This window comes from Amycolatopsis sp. Poz14 (genome assembly GCF_006704225.1).
Classification (GTDB): Bacteria; Actinomycetota; Actinomycetes; order Mycobacteriales; family Pseudonocardiaceae; genus Amycolatopsis; species Amycolatopsis nivea.
In genome coordinates this window covers 257969-273251 of record NZ_JACLHD010000002.1, presented here as the reverse complement: position 1 = coordinate 273251, position 15283 = coordinate 257969, and the positions used below count along the sequence as shown (strand labels likewise).

Annotated in this window: 19 protein-coding genes; 6 read left to right on the top strand and 13 right to left on the bottom strand. The window is 70.6% G+C overall.

Features of this window, described 5'->3' with window-relative positions:
* Positions 1 to 13: 13 nt before the first annotated feature.
* The gene (locus tag FKO37_RS45020; protein WP_134733787.1) at positions 14 to 943 is read right to left on the bottom strand and encodes a glycosyltransferase family 2 protein; all 930 of its coding nucleotides are present in this window, start codon (positions 941 to 943) and stop codon (positions 14 to 16) included.
* A gap of 18 nt (positions 944 to 961) precedes the next feature.
* On the opposite strand from FKO37_RS45020, the gene FKO37_RS45015 reads away from it, so the two are divergent.
* Both FKO37_RS45015 and FKO37_RS45010 read left to right on the top strand, forming a co-directional pair.
* Positions 962 to 2047: a glycosyltransferase family 1 protein gene (locus FKO37_RS45015; RefSeq protein WP_238608539.1), complete on the top strand. Its 1086-nt coding sequence runs from the start codon at positions 962 to 964 to the stop codon at positions 2045 to 2047.
* An 874-nt stretch (positions 2048 to 2921) separates the two neighbouring features.
* Positions 2922 to 4052, top strand: coding sequence for a glycosyltransferase family 1 protein (locus FKO37_RS45010; RefSeq protein ID WP_043831933.1), 1131 nt, complete (start codon positions 2922 to 2924; stop codon positions 4050 to 4052).
* Here the strand turns inward: FKO37_RS45010 and FKO37_RS45005 are convergent.
* The 3 genes from FKO37_RS45005 to FKO37_RS44995 are packed head-to-tail and all read right to left on the bottom strand — an operon-like array spanning position 4049 to position 6041.
* Positions 4049 to 5023 carry an amidohydrolase family protein gene (locus FKO37_RS45005; RefSeq protein WP_238608538.1) on the bottom strand — a complete coding sequence of 325 codons (975 nt, stop codon included), beginning with the start codon at positions 5021 to 5023 and terminating at the stop codon, positions 4049 to 4051. The genes FKO37_RS45010 and FKO37_RS45005 overlap by 4 nt on opposite strands.
* A 41-nt stretch (positions 5024 to 5064) precedes the next feature.
* Positions 5065 to 5397, bottom strand: a complete 333-nt coding sequence (locus FKO37_RS45000) for a hypothetical protein (protein ID WP_238608537.1) — start codon at positions 5395 to 5397, stop codon at positions 5065 to 5067.
* Positions 5398 to 5423: 26 nt separating this feature from the next.
* On the bottom strand, positions 5424 to 6041 hold the full coding sequence (locus tag FKO37_RS44995) for an SRPBCC family protein (RefSeq protein WP_238608536.1): 618 nt from the start codon (positions 6039 to 6041) through the stop codon (positions 5424 to 5426).
* Positions 6042 to 6174: 133 nt separating this feature from the next.
* On the opposite strand from FKO37_RS44995, the gene FKO37_RS44990 reads away from it, so the two are divergent.
* Together FKO37_RS44990 and FKO37_RS44985 are read left to right on the top strand one after the other, a co-directional pair.
* Positions 6175 to 6831 carry a TetR/AcrR family transcriptional regulator gene (locus FKO37_RS44990; protein WP_238608535.1) on the top strand — a complete coding sequence of 219 codons (657 nt, stop codon included), beginning with the start codon at positions 6175 to 6177 and terminating at the stop codon, positions 6829 to 6831.
* A 50-nt stretch (positions 6832 to 6881) separates the two neighbouring features.
* Positions 6882 to 7745, top strand: a complete 864-nt coding sequence (locus FKO37_RS44985) for a glycosyltransferase family 2 protein (protein ID WP_238608534.1) — start codon at positions 6882 to 6884, stop codon at positions 7743 to 7745.
* Between the two features lie 160 nt (positions 7746 to 7905).
* Here the strand turns inward: FKO37_RS44985 and FKO37_RS44980 are convergent, their stop codons facing one another.
* Entirely contained in the window at positions 7906 to 8385 is a 480-nt protein-coding gene (locus FKO37_RS44980; RefSeq protein WP_238608533.1) for a hypothetical protein, read from the bottom strand.
* 140 nt (positions 8386 to 8525) lie between these two features.
* Between FKO37_RS44980 and FKO37_RS44975 the strand changes: the two genes are divergently transcribed.
* Together FKO37_RS44975 and FKO37_RS44970 are read left to right on the top strand one after the other, a co-directional pair.
* The gene (locus tag FKO37_RS44975) at positions 8526 to 9605 is read left to right on the top strand and encodes a sugar phosphate nucleotidyltransferase (RefSeq protein WP_134668804.1); all 1080 of its coding nucleotides are present in this window, start codon (positions 8526 to 8528) and stop codon (positions 9603 to 9605) included.
* Entirely contained in the window at positions 9605 to 10498 is an 894-nt protein-coding gene (locus FKO37_RS44970) for a DNA-3-methyladenine glycosylase (RefSeq protein ID WP_134733782.1), read from the top strand. The genes FKO37_RS44975 and FKO37_RS44970 overlap by 1 nt, the downstream gene beginning before the upstream one ends.
* Before the next feature lie 23 nt (positions 10499 to 10521).
* Here the strand turns inward: FKO37_RS44970 and FKO37_RS44965 are convergent, their stop codons facing one another.
* From FKO37_RS44965 to FKO37_RS44930, 8 genes are read right to left on the bottom strand one after another with little or no spacing between them, the layout of a single operon-like run.
* Positions 10522 to 10812 carry a hypothetical protein gene (locus FKO37_RS44965; RefSeq protein WP_238608532.1) on the bottom strand — a complete coding sequence of 97 codons (291 nt, stop codon included), beginning with the start codon at positions 10810 to 10812 and terminating at the stop codon, positions 10522 to 10524.
* A 44-nt stretch (positions 10813 to 10856) separates the two neighbouring features.
* Positions 10857 to 11093 (bottom strand): hypothetical protein, encoded by a 237-nt coding sequence (locus tag FKO37_RS44960; RefSeq protein ID WP_238608531.1) that lies wholly within the window; start codon positions 11091 to 11093, stop codon positions 10857 to 10859.
* A 55-nt stretch (positions 11094 to 11148) separates the two neighbouring features.
* On the bottom strand, positions 11149 to 11502 hold the full coding sequence (locus tag FKO37_RS44955; RefSeq protein WP_037815963.1) for a GntR family transcriptional regulator: 354 nt from the start codon (positions 11500 to 11502) through the stop codon (positions 11149 to 11151).
* On the bottom strand, positions 11499 to 11645 hold the full coding sequence (locus tag FKO37_RS44950; RefSeq protein WP_238608530.1) for an LPXTG cell wall anchor domain-containing protein: 147 nt from the start codon (positions 11643 to 11645) through the stop codon (positions 11499 to 11501). Before FKO37_RS44950 ends, FKO37_RS44955 begins: the two co-directional genes overlap by 4 nt.
* A 9-nt stretch (positions 11646 to 11654) precedes the next feature.
* Positions 11655 to 12182 (bottom strand): NUDIX hydrolase, encoded by a 528-nt coding sequence (locus FKO37_RS44945; RefSeq protein ID WP_238608529.1) that lies wholly within the window; start codon positions 12180 to 12182, stop codon positions 11655 to 11657.
* Positions 12179 to 13588, bottom strand: a complete 1410-nt coding sequence (locus FKO37_RS44940) for a coenzyme F420-0:L-glutamate ligase (RefSeq protein WP_235146710.1) — start codon at positions 13586 to 13588, stop codon at positions 12179 to 12181. The genes FKO37_RS44945 and FKO37_RS44940 overlap by 4 nt, the downstream gene beginning before the upstream one ends.
* Entirely contained in the window at positions 13524 to 14516 is a 993-nt protein-coding gene (gene cofD, locus FKO37_RS44935) for a 2-phospho-L-lactate transferase (protein WP_043831954.1), read from the bottom strand. Before cofD ends, FKO37_RS44940 begins: the two co-directional genes overlap by 65 nt.
* Positions 14513 to 15262 carry an N-acetyltransferase gene (locus FKO37_RS44930; RefSeq protein ID WP_037815958.1) on the bottom strand — a complete coding sequence of 250 codons (750 nt, stop codon included), beginning with the start codon at positions 15260 to 15262 and terminating at the stop codon, positions 14513 to 14515. The genes cofD and FKO37_RS44930 overlap by 4 nt, the downstream gene beginning before the upstream one ends.
* Positions 15263 to 15283 lie beyond the last annotated feature (21 nt).

Here is a 15283-nt window from a genome sequence, read left to right as displayed (position 1 = left end):
ATTTCCGCCCAGCTTAAAGGCCAGCCCAGGCATCCCAGATCGCGCCTCGGCCCAGCGCCGAGATCCGGCTGACGCGACCGCGTTCCCGCAGCGTGCGGGGGAGCCGGAAGACGATCTCCGCCAGTACCCGCAGCCGCAGCGCGGGGTCGAAGTTCGCCGCGTCCGGACGGCGCCGGCGCAGCGGAAGCAGCGCGGTGATCGCGGCGAAGCGGGCCAATTCCCGGATCGCGACTTTCGTAGGGGCGCAGCGCAGCAGCATGAGCAGGCGGTTGCGTTCGTTCCAGCGGTGAAATTGCGGTGAACCGGGCTTCGTGCTGGCTCCGTGCAGGTGCTGGACCCGCGCTTTCGGCGCAGCGACGACGTGCCATCCGGCCAGCCGCAGCCGCCACGCGGTGTCGGTGTCCTCGTAGTAACAGAAGAAGCTCGCCGGGACGCCGCCGACCGCACGCACGGCGTCGGTGCGCAGCAGCGCGGCGCCGCCGCAGAAGCCGAAGACCTCGTCGCTGGGCTCGGTGAGGTCGGCACCGTGGCCGTCGGCGGTGAGCCGGACGCCGGTCGACTGGGTGCTGCCGTCGGTCAGTTCGAGCCGGGACGTGACGGCGGCGGCGAGCGGCTGGCTGTCGAGGGTGTCTTCGAGGTTGGCGAGCCAGTCCGGTTCAGGGGCGGCGTCGTCGTTGAGCCAGGCGACGCGAGGGGTGCCGATGCGGTCGAGCGCGTGGGCCATCGCACCGGCGTAACCGGTGTTGCGACGCAGCCGGAGGACCTCCGGACGGCTCGGGTGCTCGGCCAGAATCGTTGCGGTGCCGTCGGTTGAGGCGTTGTCCACCACGAGTGTCCGATGTGGACGGTCCTGGGCGGCGAGCGCGTCGAGGCACGCGGCGAGGTGGGCTTCCCCACGCCAGGTCACCACGACGACGGTGGTGCCGGATTCCGCGCTGGTCACCTGGGAGAGAATAGCGGCGTGCCCGAACTGGTCGTGATCGCCGAGCAACTGCTCGCCCCCGTTCCGGGTGGCACCGGCCGGTACACCGCCGAACTGCTGCCCGCGCTCGCCCGCACCGCGCCGCCCGGCTGGACCGTGTCCAGCGTGGTCGCGCGGCACGCGGACGTCTCCGCGGCGCAGGTCGAGGGGGTCGAGGGACCGCGCGTGCTGCCGCTGCCGCCGAGGGCGCTGGTCGCGCTGTGGCAACTGGGCCTGCGCTGGTGGCCGGGCGGTGACGCGGTGCACGCGCCGACCCCGTTCGCGCCGCCCCGTGCCCCGGCTGGGCGAACGCTGACCGTCACCGTGCATGACACGGTGCCGTGGACGCATCCGGAGACCCTGACCGCACGCGGCGTCAGCTGGCACCGGTCGATGATCGCGCGGGCGGCGCGGCGGTCGTCCGGGCTGATCGTGCCGACCCGGGCGGTCGCCGACGAGCTGGCGGTGCTGCTGGACGTGGACGTCCCGGTGCGGGTCGTGCCGCACGGGGTGACCGTGCCGGAGGGGTCCGCTCAGCTCGATCTGCCGTCGCGGTACGTGCTGGCGGTCGGGACGATCGAACCGCGCAAGGGCATGGACGTGCTGGTCGACGCGGTGGCGCAACTCGACGGCACGGACGAGGTCGGCGACGTCGGCCTGGTGCTCGCCGGCCAGCCCGGCTGGGGCGGCATCGACCCGGTGCGACTGGCGGCCGACCGCGGCCTGAAATCGGTGCGGGTCCTGGGGAAGGTGACCGACGCCCAGTTGGCGACCGCGATGCGCGGCGCGAGCGTGCTGGCGATGCCGAGCCTCGCCGAAGGCTTCGGACTGCCGCTGCTGGAAGCGATGGCGATCGGGGTCCCGGTGGTGCACACGGACGTCCCGGCCCTGGTAGAGGTCTCCGGCGGCGCGGGACTGGTGGTGCCGCGCGGGGACGTGGACGCGCTGGCTTGGGCGCTGAAAGAGGTGCTGCTGTCGCCGGACAAGGCGGCGGAGCTTTCGAAACTGGGGCGCGAGCGGGCCCGGACGTTCACTTGGCGAGCGGCTGCTGAGGCAGTGTGGGCGGCTCATCGGCGGGTTAGCTGACGGCTGCTTTGTAGCGGGGTGGCGAGTGCGGCTGCGGCGGGCTGGCTGCGGTCGGCCGTGAGTGGGCTTTGGCGGCTGCGTCGGGGGCGGGCTGGCTGACGGCTGGCGGGCTTGCGGCGGGTCGGCAATTGGGCTTTGGCGACTGCGGCGGCGGGCGGCTGGTTTGTAGCGGGGGCGGCGACTGCGGTTGCGTCGGCGGGCGGGCTGCTGTCGGGCTGCTGTGGGGGCTTTGGTGGGCGGGTTGCGGTTGGGGCTTTGGCGGCTGCACCGGCGGCCGGTTCGGGTTGCGGCTGGGCAATGGCGGCTATAGCGGCGGCTTGGCGGGTTGGGCATCGGCGGCCGGGCGGGTGGGGCGGGTCGGCGGTTGGGCTCAGGGTTGCGGTCGGGCATTGGCGGTTTGGCGGGCCGGGCAGATCGGGCAGGCTGCGGTCGGGTTCGGGTAGCGGCTGGGCATCGGCGGCCGGACTGACCGCGCGCTCGTTAGCGGAGTCGGCTGTCGGGATTTGGCGGCTGCACCGGCGGCCAGGGCTGGCCTCTGGCGGCCGGGCTCAGGGGTTCGGGAGGCGGTCGGCGCTCGCGAAGGTTCCGGTGCTGGTCGAACCGGGGCGGCCGGGCTGGCAGTGCCGCGGCTGCCGAGGGGCGGCGAAGCGGCGGGGCTGTCGAAGCTCGGCAGGGAGCAGGCGCAGGTGTTCGCGGGGCGCTGCGGTGTCGGCAGTCGTCAGGCTGCCACCGGCCTAACACGGTCGAGTGAACCCGGACGGGTGAGTGCAGGTGGGCGAGGGTGGTGGCGCCTGGAGTCGGCGGCAGTTTGCCGGTTCCTGACCTGTGCAGTGGGTGATCGCCGTACGCTGCACTCGTGACCGGTGATCCCCGTGTGCTGATCGACGCGACCGCGGTGCCCGCGGATCGGGGTGGGGTCGGCCGATACGTGGACTCGCTCGTTGGTGCGCTCGATCAGGACGGGGCCCGGCTGACGGTGGTCTGCCAGCCTCGTGACCTGCCGCTTTACAGTCAGCTCGCGCCTGGTTCCCGGATCGTCGCCGCGTCGCCCGCGACCTCCACGCGCACTGCCCGGCTGACCTGGGAGCAAGCCACCTTGCCCCGGCTCGTGCGGCGGCTCGCTGCCGACGTCGTGCACTCTCCGCACTACACGATGCCGCTCGCCAGCGGGGCCGCTTCGGTAGTCACGCTGCATGACGCGACGTTCTTCACCGACGCGGTCCTGCACTCGTCGGTCAAGGCCCGGTTCTTCCGTGCGTGGACCGCCACCGCGCTGCGGCGGGCGACACTCTGCGTAGTTCCCAGTCACGCGACAGCGGTAGAGCTGGCGCGAGTGAGCCCGGTGCGGCACGCGGAGTTGGAGATCATCCATCACGGCGTCGACAGCGAACGCTTCCACCCGCCGTCCCCGGAGGAGATCGCGGCGGCGCGGAAGGCGGTCGGGCTCGGTGCGACGCCGTACATCGCGTTCCTCGGGGCGCTCGAACCGCGGAAAAACGTGCCCGCGCTGATCCGCGGTTACGCCCGCGCGGTCGCCGGGCAGCGGGACGCGCCGGCGCTCGTGCTCGCCGGGCAGCCTGGCTGGGACACCCAGGTGGAGCGCGCGCTGGACGCGGTGCCGCACCGGCTTCGGGTGATTCGCGCGGGGTATCTGCCGTTCGGGACGCTCGCCGGATTCCTCGGCGGTGCGGAGCTCGTGGCGTACCCGAGCCTCGGCGAAGGATTCGGGCTTCCGGTGCTCGAAGCGATGGCCTGCGGTGCCGCGGTGCTGACCACGCGCCGCCTCTCCCTGCCGGAAGTCGGCGGCGACGCGGTCGCGTACTGCGGTGTCGGTGCGGGCGATGTCGCCGCGGCGTTGACGGAATTGCTGGCCGATCCGTCGCGTCGCTCAGTACTCGCTTCCGCGGCGCAGCGGCGCGCCAAGGAATTCTCGTGGACGACAACGGCGGATCGGCACCGCGAGGCTTACGGAAAAGCCTGGCATCAGCATTTGCGCAATCGTTAACGGAGACCGTAAAGGGCTTCCGCGTTGGCGTGCGCGATCTTTTCCCGGTCTTCCTCGTCGGGTAAATTCTGCAGGAATTCCGCGACAGCTGTGGATTGGACCCGGTGGAATGGATAATCGCCGGAAAGCAAGATCCGATCGGTGCCGGTGTATTCGAGAGCATTGCGCAGCATTCGCGGGACGAGCATTCCGCTGGTCGCCAGGTGAATGTTGGTGCGGAAATACTCGGAGACGCGACGTTCGAGATGCGTGGCCGTGTGCGACAGGCTGTCGATGCGGTCCAGTGCGAACAGGACCACCTCGCCCCAGTGGCCGAGGACGACTTGGAGATCCGGGTGGCGGTCGAAGGTTCCGCGCAGGATCAGCCGGATGACGGCGAGCCCGGCCTCGTAGTGCCAGCCGAGGCCGTACGTGGCCAGTCCGAGGTCGAGTTCCGGGCCGAAACCGCTGTAGGAAGCCTGGCGGACGGACTCCACCGGGATCTGCGGGTGGACGAAAACCGGCCTGCCGAGCGCGGCGGCCGCGCCGAGCAGTTCGTCGTACGCGGGATCGTCGAGCGGGCGGTCGCCGCTGCGGCCGTACGACATGATCCCGACGTGCGCCGGATCCTTCGCGGTCCGCTGCAGTTCGGCGAGTGCTGCGTCCGGATCGGACATCGGCAGCGTCGTCATGGCGCGGAAGCGGTCGGGATGCTTCGCGACGGCCTCGCTGACCAGGTCGTTCGCCTCGCGGCTCAGCTCGATGCCCTGCGGGGCCGGGCATCCGTGCGTTCCCGGCGGCGCGATCGAGAGGAGCTGGACGTCGATGCCCGCCTCGTCCATCCACGCGACGCGCTGGTCGCCGATGTCGAGCAGGCGCTCGGCGAGATCGCCGCGGTCGTTGTGCGCGATGCTCGGGTCGCCGGATTCGGTGCGCAGCATCCGGTCGATGCCGGAGGTGGTCCAGTGCTCCTCGATGGCGACGGTTTTCATCGGCCCCCTCTTTACGGCTGGTGGTTTCGAGGTTACCAGTTTCAGTTAACGGCACCGGGGCGTTTGCGGACGTGGTGGGCGATGGCGACCGCGACTCCGCTCGCGACGAAGAATGCCGTGACCGCCGGATTCATCGATTTAGACAAACTCGGCGCGCTTTCCGGACTTAACGCCCAAAGTGCGAGCACTCCGAGATAGACCGCGGCCAATCCGGCGGACCACCAGCGCAGCGCGCGCGGCTGGGAATTGCGCAGGCTGGAGACGAGAAGCGCGATCAACGGAATGCCGGAGAGCAACGCGAACTGCCCGAGGACGAGAGCAGGGACGGACCAGGCGGTGATCAGGACAGGCAGCGAGGCACGGGACGCGGGCATGACGATTCTCCTTCGCGGGTACGGGTTCAGCGGTGACAGTGAGCTTCGGCGGCGGTCTTCAGATCGGCCAGCCAGAGGTCCAGCCCCGGGGCCAGGTACTTGATCGCGGTGGCCGGGTCGGCCTCGATCTGCTGGCCGGTCCAGCTTTCTTCGGTGCGGACGAGGACTCCGCCGCGCACCGGGACGAAGTTCCAGACGTGCGTGCCCTTGTCGATCCGCAGGCCCTGGCCGATCGCCGGGCCGGACCAGCGGATGCACTGGCCGGGTTTGACCTGGTGGACGGTCGACGTGATGACCAGTGTGGTGGCCGGGGTCGACGGCGTGGGCGGAGCGGGCGTGGTCCAGCGGAACCGTGAACCAGGGTGCAGGCGGCCGGGGTCGAGGCGCTTCATGCTCGTGACCGGCTTTTGCCAGCGCGGCCAGCTTTCGACGCTGGTGTGCAGCCGCCACACGGTGCTCAGCGGGGCGTTGATGAAGGTCTCCGCGCGGTGGTGGAGCTGGGCGGTCGGGTCGATGCCTTTTCCTTGGCAAGTCAGGGAACTCGGGTGCGGGGTGGCGGCTTCGGCGGGCGCGGCGCCGAGCAGTCCGGCGGCGATCGGAAGAGCCAGCAGTGCGACGCGCAGGCGCGGCTTGAGGTTCGACATGGTGAACTCCGTTAGTGATAGTTAATAGACTTAACTTCAGTTAAGACCGTACAAGTTCGTGACCGTGAACGTCAATAGCGGGAGTGAAGGGGCTTAACTACACTGAGCGGAGAGGAACGAAGGGGAACAGCCGATGGCCGAACAGGCACCACGGGAGCGCTACCGCGAACAGGTGCGCGAGGAGATCAAGCAGCACGCGCGGCAGCAGATAGCCGAGGCAGGGCTGCCCGCGCTGTCGCTGACCGCGATCGCCAAGCAGATGGGCATGACCGTGCCCGCGTTGTACCGGTACTACCGCGGCCGGGACGAGTTGATCACCGCGCTGATCCGGGACGCGTTCCGGAGCCTCGCCGACACCGTCCGCGCGGCGGCGGATTCCGGGGCGGACCTGCTGGCACTGGCGCACGTCATCCGGGACTGGGCCAAGGCCGATCCGCAGCGCTACTTCCTCATCTACGGCACGCCGGTGCCCGGCTACCACGCGCCGCCGGACACGACGGCGATCTCCAACGAGGTCATGGAAGTCCTGATCGAGGCGAACGCGGCACTGGGCGGACCGGAGTCGGCGACGACGTTCCACGTGCACCTCGAAACCCATCGCGAGTGGGTGGACAGCGACACCGCCGGCACCGGCGCGGTGCGGCGCGCGCTGTCCTTCTGGACCCGGCTGCACGGGGTCCTGTCGCTCGAACTGGCCGGCCACTTCACCGGGATGAAATTCGACCCGGGCCTGCTGATCGACGACGAACTGGCGGAGCTGAAAGGCGGTCCGGGGAATCACTGCGGGTGACCGGGTCGGTGGGCTGACGTAGCCGTCCGTGAGCAGTGGACAATGGCGCCGTGACTGAGCAGCGCACGTATGGTGACCGCGTCGGCGTCGTGACCGTGACCTACTTCCCCGGCGAAACGCTCGAGAAGTTCCTCGACACGCTCGACAAGGCGACGGACCGCGAGGTGCACGTCGTGGTCGCCGACAACGCGTCCACCGACGGCGCTCCGGAGAAGGCCGCCGAGCGCGAGAACGTGACGCTCGTCAGCATCGGCGAGAACGTCGGCTACGGAACGGCCGCCAACCGCGGCGTCGCGGCGCTCGACGACAGCTACGGCTGGGTCGTCGTGGTCAACCCGGACCTCGAATGGGAGCCGGGCTCGCTCGACGCACTGATCGAGGTCGCCGGGCGCTGGCCGCGCGGGGCCGCGTTCGGGCCGCTGATCCACGACCTCGACGGGACCGTCTACCCGTCCGCGCGGCTGCTGCCGTCGTTCGGGCGCGGGATCGGGCACGCGGTGTTCGGCAAGGTCTGGCCGGGCAACCCGTGGACTCGCGAATACCGCCAGGAGAACGCCGCGCCGGTCGAGCGCACGTCCGGCTGGCTGTCCGGCTCCTGCCAGCTCTTCCGGCGCGAGGCGTTCGACTCCGTCGGCGGCTTCGACACCCGCTACTTCATGTACTTCGAGGACGTCGACCTCGGCGACCGGCTCGCGAAGGCGGGCTGGCAGAACGTCTACGCGCCGTCGTCGAGCGTGATGCACATCGGCGGCCATTCGACCGCGCGCGCGTCGGCGAAGATGCTGCGCGCCCACCACGCGAGCGCCTACCGCTACCTCGCCGACCGGCACCAGGGGCTGCTGTGGAAGGCGGTGCTGGCCGCGGTGAAGCTCGGGCTGGCGCTGCGGGTGAAGCTGGAGACCCGCAAGGGCTGACGGTCCGCAAAGGACGCCCGGGCAACCGGCGTGCCCCCGGGATCGTCCAGATGCTCAGCCACCGCAACACTTTGCGGTCGTAAAGATCGCTCGCGGGAGACGCGACCTCCCGCGCGGGAAGTCTCCCCGGGCAACCCGGGCCGGGGAGACCCCGCGAGGATCACAGCCCGTCGAGCCGCCGGGACAGGTTGGACCGCCCGCTGTTCTGCTTGATCGTGGGGACCAGGCCGGTCATTTCCTCCTCGGCCGGATCCTTCAGCGGGCTCGCCACCGGCTTCGCCTGCGGGCGCGGGACCAGCGGCGTCGTGGTCTGCGGAGCGGCCGGGCTCGGCACCGTCGGCTGCGGAGCGGTGCTCTGCGCGCCGGGGATTTCCAGCGGCCGCGTCGGCGTCGGCTGGGCCAGCGGATGCGGCGACGGCTGGGTGCGCGTGCCCGCTGCCAGCGGATGGTCGTTCTCTTCGATCAGCGACGCGGGCAGCTGCGTCGTCGTGTCGGGATCCAGCCCGGAGACCACCGCGGCGGAGATCTGCTGAGTGCTGGAGGAATCCATCGGAGACGTCATGTTGTCCGGCGTCACCACGAAGGCGCCGCGGGATCGTGCGCGTGCGAGCAATGCGTCCGCGCGATCGCGGGGGTCCATTCCCCTCGGCCTCCCGACTGACCCGGGGCCTCTAGGGAAAGGCCCGCCTGTTTCCTGTCTAGGGTAGGCCCTCGGGGCCCGCGCCGCCCACGTTTCCCGCGGCTTGTCGCTCAGCGGTGCGTGATACAAAGGAGATTTCTGTGACGTCCGAGGTCGAGGTCGACGCCGTCGTACTGGTCGGCGGCCAGGGCACGCGGCTGCGCCCGCTCACGCTGTCCGCGCCGAAGCCGATGCTGCCGACGGCGGGCACGCCCTATCTGAGCCACCTGTTCTCCCGCATCCGCGCGGCCGGGATCCGGCATGTGGTGCTCGGCACGTCGTACCGGGCCGAGGTGTTCGAGGAGTACTTCGGCGACGGGTCCGCGCACGGGCTGGAGATCGAGTACGTGGTGGAGGAGGAGCCGCTCGACACCGGGGGTGCCATCCGCAACGTCTACGACCGGCTGCGCGCCGACCACGCGATCGTCTTCAACGGCGACATCCTCTCCGGTGCCGACCTGCACGCCCAGCTGCGCACCCACCTCGACTCCGGCGCGGACGTGACCCTGCACCTCCAGCGCGTCCCGGACCCGAGCCGCTTCGGTTCGGTGCCGACCGACTCCGACGGCCGGGTCACCGCCTTCCTGGAGAAGACGCCGAATCCGCCGACCGACCAGATCAACGCCGGCTGCTACGTCTTCCGCCGTCCGGTGATCGAGACCATCCCGGCCGGGCGGCGGGTGTCGGTCGAACGCGAGACGTTCCCCGGGCTCCTCGAAAATGGCGCGCATCTGCACGGATTTGTTGATTCTTCGTACTGGCTCGACGTCGGCACTCCCGAGGCGTTCGTCCGCGGCAGCGCCGATCTGGTCCGCGGCGTCGCGCCGACTTCCGCGCTGGCCGGGCCGACCGGCGATTTTCTGGCGCTGGACGGGGCTTCTGTCTTTACCGGAGCGAAGCTCACCGACGGCACGACGGTCGGTGCGCGGGCTGTCGTCGGGAAGGGCGCGACGGTGTCCGGTTCGGTCGTGTTCGACGACGCGGTGATCGGCCCGGACGCGATTGTCGAGAATTCGGTGCTGGGCCGCGGAGCGCAGGTCGGCGAGGGCGCGGTGCTGCGCGGTGTGGTGCTCGGCGACGGCGCGTCGGTGGGGGCTCGCTGCGAACTGCTCGACGGCGTGCGGATCTGGCCCGGCGTTTCGGTGCCGGACGGCGGCATCCGGTTTTCGAGCGACGCGTGATGGAGTGGCGTCCGGGGTTTCCGGTGGATCTGGCGCAGGTGCTGGGTCCGCTGAGCCGTGGGCGCGGGTCGCTGAACTTCCGGCGCGACCGCGGCGTCTGGTGGCTGGCCGCGAACACGCCCGGCGGCAAGGGAACGCTCGCGCTGCTGCACCGGCCGGACGGCGTCGTCGAGGCCGAGGCTTGGGGCGAGGGCGCGGATTTCCTGCTCGCCGGCGTGCCCGCGCTGCTCGGCGCGGACGATGACGACACCGGATTCGTCGCGCACCACGACGTGATCGCCGCCGCCCGCCGCGACACGCCTGGGCTGCGACTCGGCTCGACCGGACGGGTGTGGGACGCGCTGGTGCTGGCGATCCTCGAGCAGAAGGTGAGCGGCAAGGAAGCGATCCGGTCGTGGGCGGAGCTGTGCCGGTGGTTCGGCACGCGCGCCCCCGGCCCCGGCCCGGACTTCCTGCGGGTGCCGCCGGACCCGGTCGCCATTCGGTCCATTGTGGACTGGAACTGGCACAAGATCGGGGTGGATGTGAAGCGCCGCTCGGCCTTGATCGAGGCGGCCCGGGTCGCTCCGCGGCTCGAAGAAGCGGTGCAGCTGCGCGGGGTTGAGGGACGTGCGTGGCTGCGGAAGGTGCGGGGCATCGGCGTGTGGACGGCGGCGGAGATCGCCCAGCGCGCGTGGGGTGACCCGGACGCGGTCAGCTTCGGCGACTACAACATCCCGGCCGTGGTCGGGCACACGCTGCTCGGGCGGGAGATCGACGACGAGGAGATGGCGCAGGTGCTCGCGCCGTACGCACCGCAGCGGCAGCGGGCGATCCGGTATCTGGGAGCGGCAGGGGCTCGGCGGCCGCGGTTCGGGCCGCGGATTGAGCTGCGGGATTACCGCGCGATGTGAGAGCCTGACCGGCGTGCCGCGGTCTACTGACCGGGGCCTTGCGGCGGGTACGGATACTGCGGGTTCTGCGGCGGGACACCGGGCTGCGGCGGATACTGCGGGCCGGGCTGCGGGTAGCCGGGGTAGTTCTGGACGGGGTAGCCCTGCTGCGGTCCCGGCGGGGGATAGCCCTGGCCGGGCGGCGGATAGCCCTGCTGCGGCGGGAAGTAGCCCGGCGGCGGGCCTTGCTTCTTTTTGGCCGAAGCGCGCACGATCGCGAATACCACGCCTGCTATCAGCAGCAGGATGATGAGATGCCACGGTTGTACAGCCATGAAGACCCTCCCCTGGTCAAGGCTTTGCCGCAGGACGAAGCGGGTCAGCCCTGCGGATTCTGCGGCGGATATTGCTGCGGCGGGTACTGCTGCGGAGGACCAGGCTGCGGCGGGTACTGGCCCTGCGGCTGCTGACCATACGGAGCACCGGGCCCCTGCTGTCCCGGGTACTGCCCCGGACCGGCCTGCGGCGGCCGCTTAGGCCGTCCCACCGCGAATTTCAAGACCAGGATGAGGATCAGCAGCAGGATCAGCACGACCGGCAGGACGAATTTCAGCATGAGGTTCCCATCGGGTCGGGCAAGGACAAAACCAGATGCTAATTCCTCGCCGTGATCAGCGCAGGGCCGCCGCCGCGATTGCCACGCCTTGTTCGGCCGACAAGCCCAACCCCCGGATCACCTCGGCGTACGTGGCCGCCGCGGCTTGGGCTCGGGACAGCGTCTCGTCGCCGGTCGCGCCGACGAAAGTGCCTGCTCTGCCTCGGGTTTCCAGCAGACCGGCTTCCTCGAGTTCCCGGTACGCACGCGCGACGGTGTTCGGCGCGATGCCCAGTTCCGCGGCCAACCCGCGCACCGTCGGGAGTTTGGTGCCGACCGCCAGGGTGCCGTCGTTGATCTGGTTCGCCAGCGAGGTCCGGACCTGTTCGAACGGCGGGACAGCCGAGGCCGGGTCGTAGCTGATGCTCATCGTTGCCGCCGTTTCCGTCGGATGCTGACCACAATGCCCAGCGCCAGCAGCGCGAACGCTACCGCGAAGCCGATCAGCACCGCCCATCCGCTGATGGCCGCGCCGGTGTCGCCCGGGTGCAGGTGCGGTCGCGCCAGGTCCATGCGTCCAGGTTAACGGGCGGCGGCGATCAATTCGGCCAGATCTTCCGAACCCGCGGGCAGCGCGTCGACCGGCCACCAGCGCAGGTCGTCGGATTCCTCGCTGCGCACGGGTTCCGCGCCGGGCGGGGCGTGCACGACGTACCGGACGTCGAAATGCCGGGTCGGGACGCCAAGCGAGCAGGTGATCGGGTGGACGTCCAGGTGCACCGGCGTTTCCCCGATCACCAGGCCGCTCATGCCGGATTCCTCGGTCGCCTCGCGCAGCGCGGCTTCGGCCAGCGACGCGTCGGACGGTTCGCAATGCCCGCCGAGTTGCAGCCAGCGGCCGACGCGCGGGTGCAGGGTCAGCAGGACCTGCGTGCTGGTCGAGTCGAGGACCACCGCGGACGCGGTCAGGTGCCCAGCTTCGCAGGAGCGCTGGCAAGTGTCCGAACGCGACGCCAGGAAACCGAGAAACGCTTGCCGCAGCGACTCTTGTGCCGGTTCGGAGGGCTTCCATTCGGTCAGCGCGGCGACCGCGGATTCGTGCAGGGTCATCGTTCGATCAGCCAATCGCCGGTGGAAAGCGGTCCGCGCGGGGGAGCGGGTTCGGCCGGGTGCCCGATGGCGACCGCGCCGAGCGGGTGCCACTGGTCGGTCAGGTCCAAAGTGGACCGGACCAGGTCGGCGGCGAAAATGGTCGAGCCGATCCAGCACGAGCCGAGGTCTTCGGCGGCCAGCGCGACCAGCAGGCCCTGCACGGCGGCGCCGGCGGCGACGGTGAACATGGTGCGCTCGTGGCGGTTTCGCCGGTCGTCGCGGTAAGTGTGCGCGCCTTCGGGCAGCAGGAACGGGATGACCAGTTCCGGTGCACGATAAAGAATGTCGCCGCGGGAAAGGCGTTTCGCGATCTGCTCGGGCGTGAAGCCGTCGCTGGTCAGGTCGGCTTCCCAGGACGCACGCATCGCGTCGAGGAGTTTGCGGCGCAGGCCTTCGTCGCGCAGCCAGATGAACCGCACGGGGTGAGTGTGGTGCGGCGCGGGCGCGGTGAGCGCGGACGCGACCGCGCGACGCATGGCTTCGGGGTCGACCGGCTCGTCGCTGAAGTGCCGGACGGAACGCCGGTGCGGTACCGCTTCCCGGCGGCCCTGCGCGATGGATTCGTTGGTGCCCAAGCGAAAGAGGTCGGTTTCGCCCGGGCGGATCAGGTCCCGCGCGGTGGATCCGTCGTCGTGGATCTGCAGGCCGCGCACGACCGCGACCGGCAACCCGCCGAGCTTGCCCTTCACCAGGTCCGCCGCGGCGGCGATCTCGTCCGCGATCGCGATTTCCGTAACGGCCAGCTCGTTTCCCTGCGAATCGACCTGTCCGGCGTACCCGTGCAGCACGCGCAGACCGGACGCGCCGATCGCGGCGTCGGTCTGGCCGACTCGCCAGGCCCGGCCCATCGTGTCGGTGACGACCACGGCCACCTCGACGCCCAGCCGCTCGCGCAAACCGTTGCGCAGAGCCAACGCGGACGCGTCCGGGTCCGCGGGCAGCAACGCCACCTCGTCGCCGCGCACGTTCGACGCGTCGATCCCGGACGCCGCCTGCACGATGCCCAGGTTGTTCTCGGTGATCAGCGTGCGCGCGATCCGGGCGACCACCCGCACCGATTCTTCCTCGATCAGCTTCCGCCGGGCCGCGTCGCGCGCCTCGGGGTCGCTCGGCACGCGCACCAAGCGGCCCTCGATCTTCGAGAACGCCTTGCTGGTCACCACGACCACGTCGCCGGACCGCAGCCACGGCGCGGCGGACACGATCGCGCCGGTCAGGTCGTCGCCGGGACGGAACTCCGGCAGCCCGGGAACCGGCAGGATCTCGATCTTCTGGGAAGCGTGGTCAAGCTGTGTTGCATCAGACACTGGAGACTCCAGCCACGTCGAGCGCCGCGCGGACCATGTCCGCCGTCGCGTCCACATCGGACATCAGCAGCGGCACCGCGCGCACGTCCACGCCGGGCACCGTGACCTCGTGATCCTCCGGCGCGACGAGCCAGCCGTCGAGCACGCCGCCTTCCGAACGCGCTCCGTAGTGGCGGCCGACCGCCTCCGCGGAGGTCTCCACGCCGATCGCGGTGAGGCACGCGTCGGCCATGCCGCGCAACGCTTTCCCGCCGATGATCGGCGACACCCCGACGACCTTGGCGCGAGTTTTCCGCAGTGCGTCGCGCACGCCGGGCACCCCGAGCGTCGTGCCGACCGACACGACCGGGTTCGACGGCGCGAACAGCACGACGTCCGCCTCGGCCAGCGCTTCGAGCACCCCCGGACCGGGCTTCGCCTCGTCATTGCCGACCGCCACGATCGAATGTGCGGGCACGCCGGCCCGGTAACGCACCCACCACTCCTGGAAGTGCACGGCCTTCTGCTGCTCCGGCTGGTCCGGATCGTCGATCACGACGTGCGTTTCGACCCGGTCGTCCGACATCGGCAGCAGGCGCACGCCGGGCTGCCAGCGATCGCACAGCGCCTCGGTGACCTGGGACAGCGGATAGCCCGCGCGCAGCATCCGCGACCGGATGAGGTGGGTCGCGATGTCCTTGTCGCCGAGCCCGAACCAGGTCGGCTCCGCGCCGTAGGCGGCGAGTTCCTCCTTCACCGTCCAGGTCTCGCCCGCGTGGCCCCAGCCGCGTTCGGTGTCGATGCCGCCGCCGAGGGTGTACATGCAGGTGTCGAGATCCGGGCAGATGCGCAGGCCGTGCATCCACACGTCGTCGCCGGTGTTCACCAGCGCGGTGATCTCGTGCGGGGACTCGCCCGCGCCGATCGCGGGAAGTCCGAGTGCGGTTTTGACCCCGAGCAGGAAGCGGGCGCCGCCCACCCCGCCTACCAGTACGACGATCTTCACGACTGGCGATCCTCGCACGTCCGCGGCGCCGGGCCCCAGTACCGGTACCTGTGGTGCTCCGAACAGCCCAGCGCGGAATACAACGCGAGCGCGCCGGCGTTGCCCACCGCCACTTGCAGGACCCACTTGTCGGCGCCGTGCGCGCGGCCCCAGTCGGCGAGCGCGTGCAGCACCGTGGTGGCCAGACCGCGGCGGCGAAACTCCGGAGCGACCGCGAGACGGGCGACGTGGAGCCAGTCGTCGACGACGGCCCCGCGCACCGCCCCGGCGGTGACCCCGTCGGCCAGCACGACGCCGTAACCGACCTTTCCGGTGGTCACGACGTGCCGCTGGGCGGAACCCGGCTCGGTGGTGTTCTCGGCCAATTCCCACCATTCCGGCGTCGCCTGGTCGAGGACCTCAGCGTCGGGCGAAGGACCGGACGGCAGCGGACCGGTGAGCACCGACACCCGGTACCCGGCGGCGTGCTCGACCTGCTCGCGCCAGCCCGCGGCGGCCACCGCGCGCTCCAGTTCGCTGTCTTCCAGCACCTGAACCGCGGGCGGAATGCCGCGAGCGTGGGCGAAGTCACATACGGCCGCGAGCGCGTCCGGGACCGGGCAGCCGGGGTCGCCGACCGCGAGTGTGCTGTTCGCGCGCCCGGTGAAGCCGTCCGCCCAGCGCAGAGTCCATTCTCCGAGCGGCTCCTCGACCACCGCCTGCCACGCTTTCGCACACACGATTTCGAGCTTTTCCCGGGAGTTCACGGTTAGATTGTGACGGAGAGA